Consider the following 18,204-nt stretch of genomic DNA (forward strand, 5'->3'; position numbering starts at 1 on the left):
CAAACCGAAATGGCATCGTGGCCGAGTGGCTAGGCAGAGCTCTGCAAAAGCTTGTACAGCGGTTCGAATCCGCTCGATGCCTCAAAAGCTTCCTTGAGAAAGGGAGCTTTTTTTATACCCGAGGGATTTAAAATAATAACTCCAACAAATATTTACCAGAACATTTGATATCCAATTTAAACCTGCTGCAGATATTAAAGGTAGATAATTGGTGATAACTACTCAGTATTTTCTATTTCTCCAACACTGGTAATAGAACTTATATTTTCAATTTGTTCTTTAATTCCATTTACCTGATTAGGAAATACTCCCTGAAACATCAAAATACACCCAAAGATTATAAGCAGCACACTTATTCCCTTTTTCATCCGGTAAATCCTGGTTGGGGTCAATTTCCGGTTAAGCTTTTTGGCCAAAAGAATTTTTGCAATATCCACCAAGAGATAAGTTCCCAGGACCGATGCGAAGAAAATCACAATCCTGTTGGTTTCCATCCCCATCTTTGGTGTAAATACAATCACCAGGCCTAACCAGAAACCCAGCACTCCAACATTTATAAAATTCAGTAAAAAACCTTTGGCCGAAAGTCCCAGATAATCACTTTTACTTAACTTCCTTATTGCAGGAGTTTCCTCTTCTTCACGCTTAAAGACTTTTTTAGTCTGAATAAAACTCATCAGCCCATATGTGGTTAAAATAGCCCCTCCAAAAATAAAGAGTGCAGGATCATCCTTAATAGAATTAAGAAGTTTACTAGTGCTGAAATATGCTATAAAAAGAAAAACAATATCTGCCAGAATAACTCCCACATCTAAAGCAAAAGCTGCTCTAAATCCCTTAATAGCTGCCGTTTCCAACAATACAAAAAAGACAGGTCCAAACAGAAAGGCAAGAAAAAAGCCTAACGGTACACCCGCTAAGATATCCTGTAACATAGAGTTATTATGTACTGCAAAGGTAAAGTTTTAGTTTTTGCTGACCACTTTTCCGCCAAAAAGCGTTTGCTGATCTATTACTTCAGGGTTTCCATAAACATTTACCACACCGCCTGCACGGACTTTTGCAGCAACTTCTTTAGAAGCATTAACATCTGCAGCTCCACCCATACTTATTTCAACCGTGGTGTTACGGCTGCGAAGGGTTCCACCATAGAATTTGCCTCCGGCCCTTACAATCACATCCTGATGGCCTGAGGTTCCCTCTACGTCTATTTCTCCACCGGTTAAAGCTTTGGCCTTTAATTGGTTTACTTCTATAGTGGCATAAATTTCAGCTCCTTCCTGCGTTTCCAGTTCCAGGCTTCCCTGCTTCATAGGATTTTTTACCCTTATAGTGGCATTTTGAATGGCATTAAGCCTTTGCACATCTGTATAAAAAACTTTGATGTTTACATCTTCATTTTTCCAGATGTTATCAATGCTTTTTTTTATTTTAAGCACCCCATTATCATTATTAAAATCCACCTCTTCCCTATTCTTTCCGGTAACCACGGCTTTGTTAATATCGGCTTTAGCCAGTATTATTTCAAGACTATTATAAACTTTAATTTCTTCAAAATTTTCAAGATTATGAACAACCTCCTGGGCTCCTGCATAAGTACAGCAAAAGAGCATGAGGAGTAAAGCGTAATTTTTCATAGTAACATTATTTATTTTCATATTCTTCACGCGATCCTAACAAGGTGAGATCCAGATGGCGTTTAAGTAAATCGGCATTTTTTACCCGCACATAAACTTCATCTCCAAGTTGATAAGTTTTGCCCAATTTACGTCCTACAACAGCATAATGTTCTTCATCAAACTCATAATGATCATCCTTCATATCCCGAAGCCTAATCATTCCTTCACATTTATTTTCAATAATTTCAACAAAAATACCCCATTCAGTAACACCGGAAATCACGCCAAGAAAATCTTCGTTTTGATGATCCTGCATAAACTTAACCTGCATGTATTTAATAGAATCCCTTTCAGCATTGGTTGCCAGATTTTCCATCTCACTGCTGTGGTGGCATTTTTCATCAAATTCTTCTTCGTTTGCAGAGGGTTTATCATCTAAATAGCGCTGTAGCAAACGATGTACCATTACATCAGGATAACGACGTATTGGCGAAGTAAAATGCGTATAATAATCAAAAGAAAGTCCGTAATGCCCTATATTTCCAGTTCCATAATAGGCCTTACTCATGGTTCTAATCGCCAGGGTATCCACAAGATTTTGCTCTTTTTTACCCTGAACATCCTCCAATAAGGAATTAAGGGATGAAGAAACTGTTTTTTTATCCTTCAAATTCAGCTTGTGCCCAAACTTGGCTACTAAATTTTGAAGAGAAGCAAGCTTGGTATCATCAGGCTCATCATGACACCTATAAACAAAAGTTTTTTTCTGCTTTTGCTTTCCTATAAATTCAGCTACTTTTCTATTGGCCAGCAGCATAAATTCTTCAATTAATTTATTGGCTTCCTTAGCAGTTTTAAAGAATACTCCAATAGGCTCATTTTCTTCATCCAGCTGAAATTTAACCTCCACCTTGTCAAAAGAAATAGCACCTTCGCGCATTCGCCTTGATCTCATAATCCTGGCCAGATCGTTTAGCTGTAAAATAGCTTCCACAATACTGTCATCGGCCTTATAAGCTTTATCCTGAATAGAAACTTCTTCAGGGATTTCTCCTGCTTTTGTTTCTATAATATGCTGTGCTTCTTCATAGGCAAACCTGGCATCAGAATAAGTGACCGTTCTTCCAAACCAATGATTTTTTACATTCGCTTTTTTATCGATTTCAAATACTGCGGAAAATGTGTACTTTTCTTCATTAGGCCTGAGGGAACAGGCATTATTTGAAAGAATTTCCGGAAGCATGGGCACCACCCGGTCTACAAGATAAACTGAAGTAGCCCTTTCATAAGCCTCCTCGTCTAAAATGGTTTCTTTCTGAAGATAATGCGAAACATCGGCAATATGGATACCTACTTCAAAATTGCCATTTTCAAGCTTTGTAAAACTTAGTGCATCATCAAAATCCTTGGCATCTTTAGGATCTATGGTAAATGTAAGATCTTTACGCATGTCCCTTCTCTTTTTAATCTCCGATTCCTGTATGGAAGTGTCCAGCTGATTGGCAAATTCCTCCACCTCTTTTGGAAATTCGTAAGGCAAGCCATATTGAGCCAGGATCCCGTGGATTTCTGTATGATGTTCTCCCGGGGTACCAAGAACTTTAGTTATTTTTCCAAAAGGAGAATCGGCTTTCTCAGGCCATTCTTCAAATTCTACCACTACTTTGTCTCCATTTTTTGCATCAGCAGTCTTATTCCGCTGCACAAAAATATCAGTATACATTTTGGGATCATCAATTTTCACAAAACCAAAGTCATTTTTCAGATCAAGAATACCAACAAATTCAGATCGTTTTCTCTTAATTACTTTAGTTACTTCCCCTTCAGATTTTTTTCGTCTTCGTTTGTCGTAAATGTAAATTTCTACTTCGTCACCATGAAATGCAGTATTTAAGCAATTCGCGGGAATAAAAACATCATCCTCCAGTTCCTCAACCATCACATACCCAAAACCTTTGGTGGTCATATCCAGCTTACCATGATAATAACTGTTACTGGCTTCAATTTTAAATTTTCCGCGTTCAACCTGAAGAACTTGTTTTTTGGCTGCCAGTTGCGCCAGCTTTTTTGTAATCTCATTGCGACTACCGGGATCATCAACTCCCAGTATGGAAGCTATTTGTTTGTAATTATAAGTTTTACCTGAATTTTTTCGTAGAATATCTAATATTTTCCTGGATAAATTACCAAGATTTGGTTTGGAATTTTTTTTCTTCTTTTTCTTCATTTGAATGTATAAATGATAAAATTACAGCTTAAAAGTTACATTATACATCTTTGAATATAAAGTTTTAAATAAGGAAACTGCTTTCCTATTCTTTTATACGGCTGCATCAAACTCATTTTCAGAAAAGTGAACATCATGATTTGGGATAAAACAAATTTTTAAAACGTTATAAATAACTTAAAATTTTCTTAAATTTGTTTTTTTGTATAGTGCCCAATGTTTTAAAAAAACTTTTTATATGGGTTTGAGTAAATCTAATAAAATTTCCTTTTTATTCTTCTTTATCTTCCTTCTGGGAGTAATTGGATTTATAGCATATATAAATATTTCCCTCAATAAAAATTCTTATGCAGATCCTCTTTTTTCCACTGAACACGTGGAAGATATCTCTTTAACAATTCAGGATTAAATATTATCTTTAGTAGGCTGTATTACTGCCTCTATGAAGAACTTCGTTTGCATTGCAACATTTACCTACGTCTATGAATATCTTGTTATTCAACCAATTCTTAATCAGGAAAATATTCGTTATATTTTTGAAAATGAAACAATTATAGGGATTATTCCTTATTATTCAAATGCGTTTGGAGGCATTCGGCTTCTGGTTCATCCTAATGATATTACCGAAGCACAAACAATTCTGGATTCTTTTCAGGATCGTTCTTCCCATCTCAAAATTGTATAGTTGTTAACAGCTATATTATATTTATTCGTTTCTTCTATTTTAAAAAATTAAAAATGGATGTTATTATAGTGTGTTAATTTGTAGAACAAAAATGATCAGGAATATTTGGTATTTCAGTTATTAGCTTTTTATAATATCTTATCAACAGGTGTGGAGAAAGCTAACTTCCTGACTAGCATACCACGTTAAGGTTTACTTAACAAATTTAGGAAACAAGATGTTAAGATATATTCTTAATTCTTTTTATAATTTAAGTTGTTGACAATGCAATTTCTGCTGCTGATAACTTCCTGAAAAATCCTAAACTTATTTCTTGATTTTTAAGATTTGATTCTGGTATTGCAATTTATCTCCACTCCTGCAAATAAGATTATAACTTTATCATCAAGGTTTATCCACAGCTTACTGTCAATTACAATTACCTGTAAATAAAGGTATTCAATAAAGTAATTAACAATTGAAATGTTCGGAGTTAATAAGCCCTTTTTTTACCTTTGTTTTTCTAAATATTCAAATATGAAAATAGCAATTGGAAATGATCATGCCGGTACTACTTACAAGGAAAAAGTGGTACAATACCTTGAAAATAAAGGGATAAAAGTTATTAACTACGGTACCGATTCTGAAAAAAGCGTGGATTATCCCGATTTTGTTCATCCCGTTGCTGAAGATGTTAGTGATAAAAAAGTAGATTTTGGTATAATTATTTGCGGCAGTGGCAATGGTGCAAATATGACCGCTAATAAACATCAGGCAGTAAGATCTGCCCTTTGCTGGACTTCTGAGATTGCTGAATTGGCAAGGAGCCATAATAATGCTAATATATTAAGTGTGCCCGCAAGGTTTGTTTCTATTCAACAAACCGTAGATATGGTAGAAACTTTTTTAAACACCGAATTTGAAGGTGGGCGCCATCAAAATAGAATAGATAAAATACCGGCAAAAAGAAGCTGTTAACGCACTTTAAAAATTTTACCTGAATTCTTTGAGTGCAGGTATTTTGTGATTTGTTTTGAAGATAGAACAACTGAATGGAAATAGAAATAAAAAATTTTTCTGAACTTAATACTGAAGAACTATATGAGATATTACAATTACGTTCTGAAATTTTTGTGGTAGAACAGGATTGCGTGTACCAGGACATAGATGGAAAAGATCAGAAAGGACTTCATATTCTAGGGAAAAAAGGGGGAAAACTGGTCGCTTATACCCGGTGCTTTAACAAGGGTTTTTATTTTGAAGAAGCTGCTATAGGCCGTGTGCTTGTTAAAATTCAGGAACGTAAATATGGCTATGGGCATCAGATAATGCAGGCATCAATTAAAGCCATAAGGGAACTTTTTAAAACAGATAATATTAAATTATCTGCCCAGCAGTACCTGGTTAAGTTTTACGAAAGCCATGGGTTTTCAACAACCGGGGAAGGTTATCTTGAAGATGGAATTCCACACATAGCAATGGTGAAAACCGCCTGATTTAATGCAGGATCTCTGAGTATTCTGAAGGCTCATTTAAAATTTCCTCAGCTTTATTTATTTCGGGGTTATGAACAACATAATAATCATAAAGTCCTTCTTTATAAAAATAGCGTTTTATAATTTCATCGGTAATCAGGCTGGTTATCTCAGCTTTTTTCTCCTCCAGTTCCTGCTTTTTATGCTGTTCAATTTCAGTGGAAATATCTTTATAATTCTGAAGGATTTCATCTTCAAATCCTTCTTCCTGAGCAGTTAAAAGTACTTCTTCCAGTTCCTGCTCAGTGGTAGTTTTATACTGAAAATCAGTCTTATTCAGGAATTTTTTAAAGTCTTCATATTCTCCGTCATTTAAATTAAAGTTCTGCAATTCCGGTTTTTCATGAGAATAATAATATTGAGTGGCGAAATCAAAAATGGCATCCTCCACTAATAAAGCGTGTGTTATACCGGTGTATTCAGAAGTTTTTAGACGCACATCCGGTAAAATTCCGCCGCCGTCAAACACCTTTCTTCCGTTTCGGGTTTTAAATTCATTATAATCTTCTGTTCTGGTCCTTATGGCATTTCCTTCTTCGTCCCTGGTACGATAATCCAGTGCCTGTATACACCTTCCGCTTGGCGTATAATACCTGGAAATGGTTATTTTAAGCTGTGTCCCGTAAGCCAATTCCTTAGGCCGTTGTACGAGCCCTTTTCCAAAACTTCTTGCACCTACAACTACTCCCCTGTCTAAATCCTGAATTGCACCTGCAACTATTTCGCTGGCCGAAGCACTTCTGCCGTCTACAAGTACTACTAAAGGTATTTTTGTGTCTATAGGTTCCTTTTGAGTAAAATATTCCTGATTATATTTTTCAATAACCGATTTGGTGGTAACAATCAGCTCATCTTTTGGAACAAAAATATTACTCACATTAATAGCTTCGGAAAGTAAACCACCAGGATTTCCTCTAAGATCCAGAATAATCTTTTCGGCACCTTTATTTTTTAAATCTTTTAAAGCTCTCTCAGTTTCTGATGAGGCCCTGGAATTAAATCTTGAAAGTACAATATACCCACTTTTATTATCGAGTAAGGTATGGTAGGGAACAGCTTTAAGAGTAACAGATTCCCGGGTTAATGTAGTGGTTTTTATTTCTCCCTGCCTCCTAAAGGTGAATTCTACACTGGAATTATCGGCACCATTAAGAAGTTCTCCCGCATCTTCCTGAAAATCGACCACATTTAGATCTCCAATCTTTATAATCTCGTCTCCGGCTTTTAATCCGGCTTTATCGGCGGGATAATCTTTATAAGGTTCCAGGATAGTAATAGCATCCTTGCCCATTTTTACGGCAGCTCCAATTCCTGTGTATTCACCGGAATTATTGATTCTGGCCGCTTCCACATCCTGCTCGTTCCAGTAATTGGTATAGGGATCCAAATCCTGAAGCATCGCTTTAATGGCAGTATCCATAAGCTCGGCAGGATTAGTTTCATCAACATAATTCATGTTGATTTCCTTAAAAAGCGTGGTAAATATCTCAATTTGCTTGGCAATCGCGAAAAAATCTGATTTAAAGGAAACGGTACCAAAGAATATTCCCGCGCCTATTATCACCACTGCTATTTTTTTTGCTGAATTTCCCATTTTTCTTTCTCTTTAAATTTTTCCAGTAACTTCTCCATTTTTATAAAAAGTTCATCATAACGCAATTCTTTGGGAGAGGTGTAGATAAACATGAATACATAGGGAGAAGAAATTGTGCTGTTCACAAGATACTTATTTTTTCTATAAACCTCACGCAGCAAACGTTTTATCCTGTTTCGCTGTACAGCAGTTTTCATTATTCTTTTTGGAACCGAAACTCCTGCCTGTAGTTGTACTTTTTGCCCTTTGGGAAGTTTGATATAGATAAGGCGTATGGGAAAATTTTTTACCGACTTTCCCTCCTGAAAAAGCTGTTCTATAAGTTTCTTGCTTTTTAATTTCTCCTGTTTTCCGAAGTTTTCTTTCATGAGCCAAAAGTAATGATAGTATTATATATGGAATAACAGGATCCAGAATTGTGAGAGTACTGCCCCTACCAATCTAGGATAATAGAATTATTAAAATTATTAGCTAAAAATAGTTGTCGACTTTGCTCAACCTGGCGATAAATTGATAAATAAAAACCCTTTTCACGGCGGAAAAGGGTTTTCTAAAAGCTTCTTTCAAAAAGAAATTATCTTCCCTGCCCGGTTTCTTCTGCGGAATTTGTTCCTGAAGTAGCTGGAAATTTATTGTTGCTTCTGTCTATATCTGCCATTAATCCTGAATCATCTATAACTATAGATTGAATCTCAGATTTTGGAGCATCAATGGTTAAATTATATGTAGGTTGGGCCCAGGACCAGTCTTCTTTAACCGTTCTGTTTAAATCTCCTGAAGCAGTTTTTTCCCAGCGCATCATTTGCAAAGGCATATAGAACAATTCCTTCTCACCATCATTATAAGTTACCGTGACTTCAACAGGCATGGGCATATTGCCAATTCTTTGAAGATTAATTCGGGTAGAATCACCTTCAGCTTCAACAGATTCTACAGCGTAATCTATGGTGTTTGTTGTCCTGGTCCAGTCGGTTAAATACCAATCCAGCTCTGCTCCTGAAATTTTTTCAGCAATTCTTATAAAATCATTAGGAGTGGGATGTTTAAATTTCCATTGATCATAGTAGCGGTTAAGCGTTTTCTGAAGATTTTCTTTTCCTATTATGTAACCAAGCTGCGCAAGAAAAACTGCTCCCTTGGAATATGCTGCCGCACCGTAGGCAAAATTATAATTATAACGATCTGCATGTGTGGTTTGCGGCTGTTCCACCCCGCTTTGCACCAACTGGTTATAACCTCTGTAGGACCCGGAATGGGGATTCTCCTTTTCAGAATTCATTACCACATTCATAGCTTCGTCTGAAATGTAAGAGGTGAAACCTTCATCCATCCATTCATTTTTGGACTCATTGGTGGCCATTAAATGCTGGAACCAGGCATGTGCAAATTCATGAGCGGTTACACCAACCAGGCTTCCAAAGCTTCTTTCACCTGTAATAAGCGTTAGCATGGCATATTCCATACCACCGTCTCCACCCTGGACTATAGAATACTGATCCCATGGGTAAGGCCCAATGTGCTCGTTGTAAAACAACAAAATTTCTTCTGTTTTTGGCTGCAGATTTTTCCAATTTTCCTTTATTTCAGGATTATCCTTATAAAGAAAATGAAGAATTGTACCATCTTCTGCGGTTAATTTATCATGGATATATTCCGGATCTGCCGCCCAGGTAAAATCGTGTACCTGCGGTGCTACAAAATGCCAGGTTAGTTTATCTCCTCTTTTACGCTTTACATTAGTGCCTTCTTTTTCATAACCGTAACCAATTTCCTGCGGATTTTGAAGATATCCTGTACTTCCCAGGATGTAGTCTTTATCAATACTGATTTTTACATCAAAATCTCCCCAAACACCATGAAATTCACGTGCGATATAAGGATCGGCATGCCAGCCTTCAAAGTCATATTCAGCTAATTTTGGATACCACTGGCTCATAGAAAGTGCCACACCTTCAGCACTGTTTCTCCCTGAACGGCGGATTTGTAAAGGTACCTGCCCTTTAAATTCCATATTGAAAGTAGCTTTTTCGCCGGGCAGAACAGGATCGCTTAGCTTTACTTCAAGAACAGTCCCTACTTCTTCATAATCCAACGCCTGCCCATCCTGAGTTAAAGAACTTACTCTTAAATAACCAATTTCATCAGGCTGAAGTTTGGCTATCCGGCTTTCATATTCTGGATTTTCCCTGGTACCCAGGTTATTTACCATCCTGCCATCGGGATCGGCAATATTTTGCAGCCTCATGTCCATTTCACTTCCCGGTTGAAAAGCATTGAAATAAAGATGATAAAAAACTTTGTTCAACGTATCGGGGGAGTTATTGGTGTACACCAATTCCTGGGTCCCGGTATATTGATAATTTTCCACATTCATATCAACATCCATATCATATTTTACATGTTGTTGCCAGTAGGAGGAATTATTCTGGGCGTTAACCCAGCTCACTGCAAATACAGAAAGGCTTAAAAGTATTTTCTTCATTTAAATGATTTTTTTATTGAATTTTATTTTAAGAAGTATGAAAATTTTTGCTCTTACAATTCTATATCTCCATGTGAAACTTTATCGGCAAGGATCAAAGCATTGTATAAGTTGACCATTTTTCCTGAAGTGGAAAGTTCGCTAAAATTTTTAGTGCTTTGCCCCTGTTCTCCTACCATAACCATAGTTCCGGTTGAAAGTCCGCTGTTCATAATAATGCTTTTAACCTGGGCAGCACTTAATTTTGGATAATATGATCTTATCATGGCTGCAACCCCGGCTACTGCAGGAGAAGCCATAGAAGTTCCCTGAAGGAATTCATATTCGTTATTTGGAGTGGTAGACCAAATTTTACTTCCAGGCGCAAAAACATCTACATTCGTTTTCCCAAAATTTGAAAATCCGGATACCAGGCCGGATCCATATTCAAAATTTAATGCTCCAACCGTTAAAAAGCTATCACTTATTTCTTCGGGAGCTTCAGGATACTGATCATTGGGAAAAACACGGTTCTGGTCAAGATCAATACTTTCGTTACCTGCTGCATTCACTATTAAAACGTCATTTTCCGCAGCATATTTAAGGGCATCTATCACCCATTCCGGGTTTGGAGAAAAATATTTTCCAAAGCTGGTATTAATTACTTTTGCTCCGTTGTCTACGGCATAACGAATGGCCAGCGCAATATCTTTATCATATTCATCTCCATCGGGCACGGCGCGAACAGCCATAATTTTAACATTGTTGGCTACGCCATTGATACCAATACTATTATTTCTTTCCGCAGCGATAATACCGGCCACATGGGTTCCATGTGTTACATCCTCCTTATCTTCTGTTGGGCCGTCCACATCATTGTTGCCGTAATCGGTATCGGTAATATCGTATGGATCGTCCCCAACAACAGCTCTTCCGTCAAGTTCCAGGTTAAAATGTGACGAAAGCCGGTTTTCAAAATAATCTATGGTATCTGCCAATTCCTGAAGGGCATCAGGAATACTTTCATCTACATTATTCTGAATTTGACCCAGCATTCCTTTATACTGTGCCATTTGCTGGGTAGAAGCTTCCATTGCAGAAAGTTCATCTTTAGTATAATTTTCTTTTCCCAATCTATTGGAAACAGCGGCATGAGCAGCTACCAATTGTTCCTGTATTTGCTGGTACTGCTGAAGGTTTTGCTGAACTTCGCCCATCTCTTTTTGATACTCATCCTTGGCGCGCTGGTACATGATGAATTCTTCCCTGTCTGCAGTACTTATGGAACTGGCGGTTTTACCTTCGTATTTTGGCTTCAGGCGTTTGAATATCCTAACATACTCAAGATTTTCCTTTACGGCATCACCAAGAAAGTTCCAGCCATGAATATCATCTACATAACCATTGTTATCATCATCTTTATTATTGCCGGGAATTTCATCAGAATTCGTCCATATTACTGCGTCCAGGTCTTCATGTTCAATATCTACCCCACTGTCTATCACACCAACAATAACGGTTTTTCCTTTTTTGTTCTGAATAATCTCATTGTAGGCTTTGCGAACAGACATTCCGGGAATGGTATCCGTTTGAAGATCGGCGCCGCTCCAGTCTTTCAGCTGCACCTCGGTGAGCGGTTGCACTTTAAGGGGGATGGAATCTATTTTCTCAATAGGAGTAGAAACAAGCCGGGGAGCCGTACTACCACAAGCGGTTAACATTGCGGCCGCTGTTACGGTAAGCAGCGGCTTAAAAACTGGTATTCTCATATTCTATTTCTAATTAAAAACTTCGTTGAATGTAAATTTTTCGTTTAACCTCACTCCTTTTTCCGTATGCTTAACAGTTATAATTTCATTGTGGGCATCATGCTCCATGAACAAATAATAATCTTCATCTGCTGCCTTGTCCAGAAATATTTTTTTCTCCGGAAGCGTTAGCAAAGGTCTTGTGTCGAAACCCATTACGTACGGCAAAGGGATATGGCCCGCAGTGGGCAGCAAATCTGCCATAAAGACAAGGGTTTTATCTTTGTATTTAATATGCGGGATCATTTGCTTATCGGTGTGACCATCTACAAATAATACGCCAAAGCCAAAATAATCGGAATCAGTATAATTTTGCATGTCGCCGTTTCGCTCCAGAAAATGCAATTTTCCGCTTTCTTCCATGGGTAAAATATTTTCCTTTAAAAAAGAAGCTTTTTCACGTGCATTGGGTTGTGTGGCCCATAGCCAGTGATCTTCATTGCTCCAGAAACGTGCATTTTTAAAAGCAGGTTCATATCCGGTGTGGTCCTTATTCCATTTAATACTTCCGCCGCAATGGTCAAAATGAAGGTGTGTCAGAAAAACATCGGTAATATCGTCTCTGTGAAAGCCATGTTTTTTTAAAGATTTGTCTATGGAATGCTCTCCCCAGGGATAGTAAAAACCAAAAAATTTATCATCCTGCTTATCCCCCATTCCCGTATCTATAAGTATTAGTTTATCGCCGTCTTCAATAAGTAAACAGCGTGCGGCCATATCTATCATATTGTTAGAATCGGCTGGATTTGTGCGGGACCATAAAGATTTTGGAACCACTCCAAACATTGCTCCTCCATCAAGTTTAAAATTGCCGCTTTCGATAGGATATAATTTCATGTTGATTTTTTTTCTTATTCTTGAATAATCGATATGCAAAATAGAAAATCTAAACAGCACTAAAAGATAAATTGTAAGGTTTTAACAGCTTTATGACTATATAGCTGTTTTAAGGATAACTTCCTTTTTTATTACTTTTAGCTTTTTAAAAATCAAATAGAATAACATGGTAGAACTGGCAGGAATAATAATATTAGGAATAATGGCACAATGGGTGGCATGGAAGTTTAAAATTCCGGCTATTTTACCATTAATTCTTATTGGCCTGGCAGTAGGTCCTGTGGCAACACTTTTTACCGAAGATGGGCAAAAAATTATAGAGCCTATCTGGAACGGCGAATCGGGACTTTTTCCCGGTGAGAGTTTATTTTATTTCGTATCCCTGGCTATTGGGATAATCCTTTTTGAAGGTGGGTTGACCCTCCGTAAGGGAGAAATTTTAAATGTGGGACCGGTAATTGTAAAACTAATAACCATCGCAGTAGTGGTTACCTTTATTGGTGCGGGGATAGCAGCATATCTTATTTTTGACCTTTCATGGCAAATTTCATTCTTATTTGCAGCTTTAATCATTGTAACAGGACCTACCGTAATTACGCCTATTCTGCGAAATATTCCTTTAAAGAAAGATGTTTCGGCAATTCTTAAATGGGAAGGGATTTTAATAGACCCTATTGGTGCCCTTGTTGCCGTTTTGGTTTTTGAATTTATTTCTGCGGGTGAAGGCAGGGAGTATACGGCCACTGCAATGGTAGATTTTGGAAAAATTGTGCTTTTTGGCTTTACCTTCGGCTTTACTTTTGCTCACGCGCTGGCTTTTAGTATCAGAAAAAATATTGTTCCACATTATCTCATGAACGTTTTTACCCTTGCATCGGTATTGGGTGTGTTTGTGTTATCAGATCAGTTTGCACATGAAAGCGGACTTTTAGCCGTGGTGGTGATGGGTATGGTAATGGGAAATATGAAACTGCCAAATTTAAAGGAACTGCTTTATTTTAAGGAATCGCTAAGTGTTTTGCTTATTTCTATCTTATTTATACTGCTTGCCGCAAATATGAATATCCAGGACCTGTACTTAATGTTCAACATAAATGCATTAATTCTGTTTGCTGTTATAGTTTTTGTTATCCGGCCTCTGGGGGTATTTGTAAGTAGTATTAATTCTTCCCTTAAATTTAATGAGAAATTGTTTATTAGCTGGGTGGGACCGCGCGGAATTGTTGCTGCGGGTATTGCTTCCCTCTTCGGAATAAAACTTGCCAGCCAGGGCGTTGAAGGAGCAGAATATATCACTCCACTGGTATTTATGATTGTACTCGGAACTGTGCTTCTAAATGCAACAACTGCAAGACTTTTCGCCCAGCTGGTTGGTGTTTTTCTGAAAAACTCCTCCGGAATTCTAATTATTGGAGCCTCCTCCATGCCGCGTTTAATCGCTGCTTATCTGAAGAAAAACAATCGCCATGTGGTTTTGGTGGATAATAACGGAAGCAACATTAACAAAGCACGGGAAATGGGAATAGATGCCATACAGGAAAATGTTTATTCAGATGATTTGCTGAATAACATTGAACTTAACGATATTGGTTATTTAATGGCCATGACCAGTAGTAGTGAAGTCAATCAGAATGCCATAAAGAAATTTGGAAAACATTTTGGTGAAAATGGCTTTTTCAGGGTAGTTTCTCCTGAAGAAATGCAGGATCCAGAAAGAAATCCAAAAGAAGGATTATTTTCCCAAACCGATGATTATGTGAAATTGACTAATCTGGTAAGGAGATATCCCAGCATTAACGAAATTAACCTTAATTCCAAGGAGCATTATGAGGGCCTTATAGAGATTACAAAAACAGAGGGTGATATTATTCCGCTTTTTGTAAAAAATAATGAAGGAGACCTTAGCATAATCCCATCAAACAGTATGGATGTTGAGATTGATGAAGATTACAAACTGGTGTACCTGGGAAAAGAAATTGAAGTTTCAGAACCTTCAGAAGAGGTTGAACATGAGGAAAGCCTTAAGGATGAAGAAAAAGAAGATTGATATCAATCTTCTTTTTCCATCTCCTCAATTAATTCTTCAGTAATTTCGAGGTTATGGAAGACATTCTGAACATCATCATCTTCCTCAAATTTATCTACCAGCGCAAGTATTTTCTTAGCATCTTCCACCGGGAGTTCAGTAGTATTAAGAGGAATTCTTTGTACGTCTGAACTCTTTGATTCAATTTCCAGTTCTTCCAGCTTGGAAGACATTGATCCGAAGTCGGTAAATTCTGTATAAACAGTTATGTAATCTTCTTCCTTTTCAATAGTTGTGGCACCGCCTTCAATTAACTCAAGTTCCAGCTCTTCCATATCCCGTTCTATCTTTTCTTTTTCGAGTACAAAGACCCCCTTTTTATCGAATAAAAATTCCAGGGAACCATTGGTACCAAGACTTCCGCCATTTTTAGAAAATATAGATCTTACCGAAGCTACGGTGCGGTTTGTATTGTCTGTAGTACATTCAACAAAAATGGCAATTCCATGGGGTCCGTAGCCTTCAAAAGTTACCAGTTCATAATTATCGGCATCGGCACCACTGGCTTTTTTCACAGCACGTTCAATGGTGTCTTTGGGCATATTTACACCCTTTGCATTTTGAATGGCGTTTCTAAGTGCAGGATTAGACTCTGGATCTGGTCCTCCTCCGTCTTTTACGGCAACTGTAATATCTTTGATTGCCCTGGTAAATTGCTTTGCTCTTCGTTTATCCTGTGCTCCTTTACGGTGCTTGATATTTGCCCATTTGCTATGTCCGGCCATTGTCTCTAGTTTTTAGTCTATAGGCAGTAGACTGTAGAAAAGGCTACCGCTTGATTTGATGTCACTACAAATTTAAAAAATGAATTATGAGTTAAGAACTTATACAAACATGTATTCTTCAATTTAAAGTTTTTTATAGATCTAAATAAGTAGGAAATTGGAAAATTTGATTTTGAGGAACTTAAGGTTATTAAAAATCCTTAATATTAGTAGAATAAGATTTATGCGCAAATCAGGAAATTTCCAATGAAGTTTTATGGACTAAATTCACAATTTCGAAGAGCTGCCATCTATATCTCTTAAATATAACCTAAGGTTCAGGTAGTTAAAATCCTTAGATTCCGACATTATATTTAAATTTCTTTTAATTCAGTTAAAGATGCGTGGTGTGTGCAGAAATTGCAAAACGCAAATGTTATTTTTAACCTGAAGAATCACAAGACTTACAGAAAAGATCTGGCAGAATTGCTAAAATGATTGCTTCATTAATTAAATATCCTAGTAACAAAGGAGAAATCAATTTCTAAAGCCTAGATTATTAAAAGAGTTCGCTGTCTACAATTGTAGCTCTTAATCTTAGTTATTTTCTGAAAATACTACTAAAGTCTAAAGACTATAGTCTAACCACTAATTTTAGTCATTTAACTTCAAAACTGCCATAAAAGCTTCCTGGGGGATTTCCACATTTCCCACCTGGCGCATACGTTTCTTACCTTTTTTCTGTTTTTCCAGAAGTTTACGTTTTCGGGAAATATCACCTCCATAGCATTTTGCAGTAACGTCTTTACGCAATGCTTTTACCGTTTCACGCGCAATAATTTTAGCGCCTATGGCCGCCTGAATAGGAATATCAAACTGTTGTCTTGGAATAAGCTCCTTCAGTTTTTCACACATTTTCTTCCCAATATCATAAGCGTTATCTATATGTAACAATGCAGAAAGCGCATCTACGGTATTGCCGTTTAGCAGAACATCTACTTTTACAAGCTTAGACTCCCGCATTCCTATTGGGGAATAATCAAAAGAAGCATATCCTCGGGAAACTGTCTTTAGACGGTCATAGAAATCAAATACAATTTCTGCAAGCGGCATATCAAAACTTAATTCTACCCTTTCGGTGGTAAGGTAAGTCTGGTTAGTAATTTCTCCCCTTTTTTCAATACAAAGCGACATTACATTTCCCACATAATCTGCTTTTGTAATAATTGTAGCTTTTATAAAAGGCTCTTCAACACGGTTTAAAGTAGAAGGTTCAGGTAAATCTGAAGGGTTATTTACCAGTAGTACTTCATCGGGATTTTTGTTGGTGTAAGCGTGGTATGAAACGTTTGGAACCGTGGTAATTACAGTCATATCAAACTCGCGCTCCAGCCTTTCCTGAATAATTTCCAGGTGCAACATTCCCAGGAATCCACAACGGAAACCAAATCCTAAAGCTGCGGAACTTTCCGGGGTAAATACAAGGGAAGCATCATTTAACTGAAGCTTTTCCATAGAAGCCCTCAATTCTTCATAATCTTCTGTATCTACAGGGTAAATACCTGCAAAAACCATTGGTTTTACATCTTCAAAACCTGCAACCGCTTCAGTAGTGGGATTTTTAGCATCGGTAATAGTGTCACCAACCTTTACTTCCCGGGCATCTTTAATCCCCGTTATAAGATATCCAACATCGCCGGTTTTAATCTCTTCCCGGGGAAATTGTTTCAATCTTAAAGTCCCTACCTCATCTGCAGAATAATTTTTACCAGTAGCTACAAATTTGATGTTCTGGTTCTTCTTTATAGAACCGTTTATAACCCTAAAGTAAGTTTCCACACCCCTAAAAGGATTATAAACAGAATCGAAAATCAGCGCCCGCAAAGGAGCATCTATTTTGCCGCTTGGAGCCGGAACTTTTGTAATAATTGCAGCCAGAATTTCTTCAATTCCGAGTCCGGTTTTTGCACTGGCAGGAATAATATCAGAGTGATCGCAGCCTAAGAGATCAACAATATCATCACTAACTACTTCGGGATTTGCACTTGGTAAATCTACTTTATTCAATACCGGAATGATTTCAAGATCATTTTCCAGCGCCAGGTAAAGATTTGAAATTGTTTGTGCCTGTATACTCTGGGCGGCATCTACAACCAGCAATGCCCCTTCACAGGCAGCGATAGACCTTGAAACTTCATAAGAAAAATCCACATGGCCGGGAGTGTCAATTAAATTCAGCACATAATTTTCACCTTCATAAATATAGTCCATCTGGATGGCGTGACTTTTAATGGTGATCCCGCGTTCACGTTCAAGGTCCATACTGTCAAGGAGCTGTTCCTGCTTTTCACGATCGGTAACAGAGCCGGTAAAATCCAGCAGGCGATCGGCCAGGGTACTTTTACCGTGATCAATATGGGCGATAATACAAAAGTTACGTATGTGCTTCATGTGTCATTTTCGTAGCTGATTATACAAATAATCAACTTTATTTAATGTGAGCAAATATAGTTTATTTACAAGTTTTTAAAGAATTTTTCTATAGCCTCCTTAAATCTGGGAATCTTCTTCTAGAAGCTGAATAATACAACAGTAAATATTCTTTCATAAAATTTTTATAAAAGTATTTGGATATTATTAAATAATAATCATACTTTGTACATGTTGCT

At 37.3% G+C, this 18,204-nt stretch carries 14 protein-coding genes and 1 tRNA gene; 5 read left to right on the forward strand and 10 right to left on the reverse strand.

All coding sequences use genetic code 11. The features are described 5' to 3' along the window. Positions 1 to 11 precede the first annotated feature (11 nt). Positions 12 to 82 (forward strand) — tRNA-Cys (locus RM539_RS02125). A gap of 136 nt (positions 83 to 218) precedes the next feature. On the opposite strand, the gene RM539_RS02130 is transcribed toward RM539_RS02125, so the two are convergent. The 3 genes from RM539_RS02130 to rnr are packed head-to-tail and all read right to left on the reverse strand — an operon-like array spanning position 219 to position 3,846. Next, positions 219 to 935: a LysE family translocator gene (locus tag RM539_RS02130; protein ID WP_311501845.1), complete on the reverse strand. Its 717-nt coding sequence runs from the start codon at positions 933 to 935 to the stop codon at positions 219 to 221. 30 nt (positions 936 to 965) lie between these two features. Beyond that, positions 966 to 1,637 (reverse strand): head GIN domain-containing protein, encoded by a 672-nt coding sequence (locus RM539_RS02135; RefSeq protein WP_311501846.1) that lies wholly within the window; start codon positions 1,635 to 1,637, stop codon positions 966 to 968. A 7-nt stretch (positions 1,638 to 1,644) separates the two neighbouring features. Continuing rightward, a complete protein-coding gene (gene rnr, locus RM539_RS02140) occupies positions 1,645 to 3,846 on the reverse strand; it encodes a ribonuclease R (protein ID WP_311501847.1) in 2,202 nt (733 codons plus the stop codon). 442 nt (positions 3,847 to 4,288) lie between these two features. On the opposite strand from rnr, the gene RM539_RS02145 reads away from it, so the two are divergent. From RM539_RS02145 to RM539_RS02155, 3 genes are all read left to right on the forward strand, one after another. Then, positions 4,289 to 4,531 (forward strand): putative signal transducing protein, encoded by a 243-nt coding sequence (locus RM539_RS02145; RefSeq protein ID WP_311501848.1) that lies wholly within the window; start codon positions 4,289 to 4,291, stop codon positions 4,529 to 4,531. 516 nt (positions 4,532 to 5,047) lie between these two features. Next, positions 5,048 to 5,488 carry a ribose 5-phosphate isomerase B gene (gene rpiB, locus RM539_RS02150; RefSeq protein ID WP_311501849.1) on the forward strand — a complete coding sequence of 147 codons (441 nt, stop codon included), beginning with the start codon at positions 5,048 to 5,050 and terminating at the stop codon, positions 5,486 to 5,488. A 74-nt stretch (positions 5,489 to 5,562) separates the two neighbouring features. Further along, positions 5,563 to 6,006: a GNAT family N-acetyltransferase gene (locus tag RM539_RS02155; protein ID WP_311501850.1), complete on the forward strand. Its 444-nt coding sequence runs from the start codon at positions 5,563 to 5,565 to the stop codon at positions 6,004 to 6,006. A 1-nt stretch (position 6,007) separates the two neighbouring features. Here the strand turns inward: RM539_RS02155 and RM539_RS02160 are convergent, their stop codons facing one another. The 5 genes from RM539_RS02160 to RM539_RS02180 form a co-directional block, all read right to left on the reverse strand. After that, positions 6,008 to 7,639, reverse strand: a complete 1,632-nt coding sequence (locus RM539_RS02160; protein ID WP_311501851.1) for a S41 family peptidase — start codon at positions 7,637 to 7,639, stop codon at positions 6,008 to 6,010. Beyond that, positions 7,615 to 8,007, reverse strand: a complete 393-nt coding sequence (rnpA, locus tag RM539_RS02165) for a ribonuclease P protein component (RefSeq protein ID WP_311501852.1) — start codon at positions 8,005 to 8,007, stop codon at positions 7,615 to 7,617. The genes RM539_RS02160 and rnpA overlap by 25 nt, the downstream gene beginning before the upstream one ends. A 206-nt stretch (positions 8,008 to 8,213) precedes the next feature. Continuing rightward, positions 8,214 to 10,121, reverse strand: a complete 1,908-nt coding sequence (locus RM539_RS02170) for a M1 family metallopeptidase (RefSeq protein ID WP_311501853.1) — start codon at positions 10,119 to 10,121, stop codon at positions 8,214 to 8,216. A gap of 53 nt (positions 10,122 to 10,174) precedes the next feature. Further along, positions 10,175 to 11,869, reverse strand: coding sequence for a S8 family peptidase (locus RM539_RS02175; RefSeq protein ID WP_311501854.1), 1,695 nt, complete (start codon positions 11,867 to 11,869; stop codon positions 10,175 to 10,177). Between the two features lie 9 nt (positions 11,870 to 11,878). Further along, a complete protein-coding gene (locus RM539_RS02180; protein WP_311501855.1) occupies positions 11,879 to 12,745 on the reverse strand; it encodes an MBL fold metallo-hydrolase in 867 nt (288 codons plus the stop codon). Positions 12,746 to 12,911: 166 nt separating this feature from the next. Between RM539_RS02180 and RM539_RS02185 the strand changes: the two genes are divergently transcribed. Then, on the forward strand, positions 12,912 to 14,792 hold the full coding sequence (locus tag RM539_RS02185) for a cation:proton antiporter (protein ID WP_311501856.1): 1,881 nt from the start codon (positions 12,912 to 12,914) through the stop codon (positions 14,790 to 14,792). Between the two features lie 2 nt (positions 14,793 to 14,794). Here RM539_RS02185 and RM539_RS02190 read toward each other — a convergent pair whose 3' ends face one another. Both RM539_RS02190 and lepA read right to left on the reverse strand, forming a co-directional pair. Continuing rightward, positions 14,795 to 15,556, reverse strand: a complete 762-nt coding sequence (locus RM539_RS02190) for a YebC/PmpR family DNA-binding transcriptional regulator (RefSeq protein WP_311501857.1) — start codon at positions 15,554 to 15,556, stop codon at positions 14,795 to 14,797. A 633-nt stretch (positions 15,557 to 16,189) separates the two neighbouring features. Then, positions 16,190 to 17,986 (reverse strand): translation elongation factor 4, encoded by a 1,797-nt coding sequence (gene lepA, locus RM539_RS02195; protein WP_311501858.1) that lies wholly within the window; start codon positions 17,984 to 17,986, stop codon positions 16,190 to 16,192. Positions 17,987 to 18,204: the final 218 nt, after the last annotated feature.

Source organism: Autumnicola musiva, assembly GCF_031846585.1.
Classification (GTDB): Bacteria; Bacteroidota; Bacteroidia; order Flavobacteriales; family Flavobacteriaceae; genus Autumnicola; species Autumnicola musiva.

What these genes read in the sequence shown, in the direction of transcription:
- RM539_RS02130 (WP_311501845.1), bottom strand. Translation starts at nt 935, where the DNA reads ATGTTACAGGATATCTTAGCGGGTGTACCGTTAGGCTTTTTTCTTGCC.
- RM539_RS02135 (WP_311501846.1), bottom strand. Translation starts at nt 1,637, where the DNA reads ATGAAAAATTACGCTTTACTCCTCATGCTCTTTTGCTGTACTTATGCA.
- rnr (WP_311501847.1), bottom strand. Translation starts at nt 3,846, where the DNA reads ATGAAGAAAAAGAAGAAAAAAAATTCCAAACCAAATCTTGGTAATTTA.
- RM539_RS02145 (WP_311501848.1), top strand. Translation starts at nt 4,289, where the DNA reads ATGAAGAACTTCGTTTGCATTGCAACATTTACCTACGTCTATGAATAT.
- rpiB (WP_311501849.1), top strand. Translation starts at nt 5,048, where the DNA reads ATGAAAATAGCAATTGGAAATGATCATGCCGGTACTACTTACAAGGAA.
- RM539_RS02155 (WP_311501850.1), top strand. Translation starts at nt 5,563, where the DNA reads ATGGAAATAGAAATAAAAAATTTTTCTGAACTTAATACTGAAGAACTA.
- RM539_RS02160 (WP_311501851.1), bottom strand. Translation starts at nt 7,639, where the DNA reads ATGGGAAATTCAGCAAAAAAAATAGCAGTGGTGATAATAGGCGCGGGA.
- rnpA (WP_311501852.1), bottom strand. Translation starts at nt 8,007, where the DNA reads ATGAAAGAAAACTTCGGAAAACAGGAGAAATTAAAAAGCAAGAAACTT.
- RM539_RS02170 (WP_311501853.1), bottom strand. Translation starts at nt 10,121, where the DNA reads ATGAAGAAAATACTTTTAAGCCTTTCTGTATTTGCAGTGAGCTGGGTT.
- RM539_RS02175 (WP_311501854.1), bottom strand. Translation starts at nt 11,869, where the DNA reads ATGAGAATACCAGTTTTTAAGCCGCTGCTTACCGTAACAGCGGCCGCA.
- RM539_RS02180 (WP_311501855.1), bottom strand. Translation starts at nt 12,745, where the DNA reads ATGAAATTATATCCTATCGAAAGCGGCAATTTTAAACTTGATGGAGGA.
- RM539_RS02185 (WP_311501856.1), top strand. Translation starts at nt 12,912, where the DNA reads ATGGTAGAACTGGCAGGAATAATAATATTAGGAATAATGGCACAATGG.
- RM539_RS02190 (WP_311501857.1), bottom strand. Translation starts at nt 15,556, where the DNA reads ATGGCCGGACATAGCAAATGGGCAAATATCAAGCACCGTAAAGGAGCA.
- lepA (WP_311501858.1), bottom strand. Translation starts at nt 17,986, where the DNA reads ATGAAGCACATACGTAACTTTTGTATTATCGCCCATATTGATCACGGT.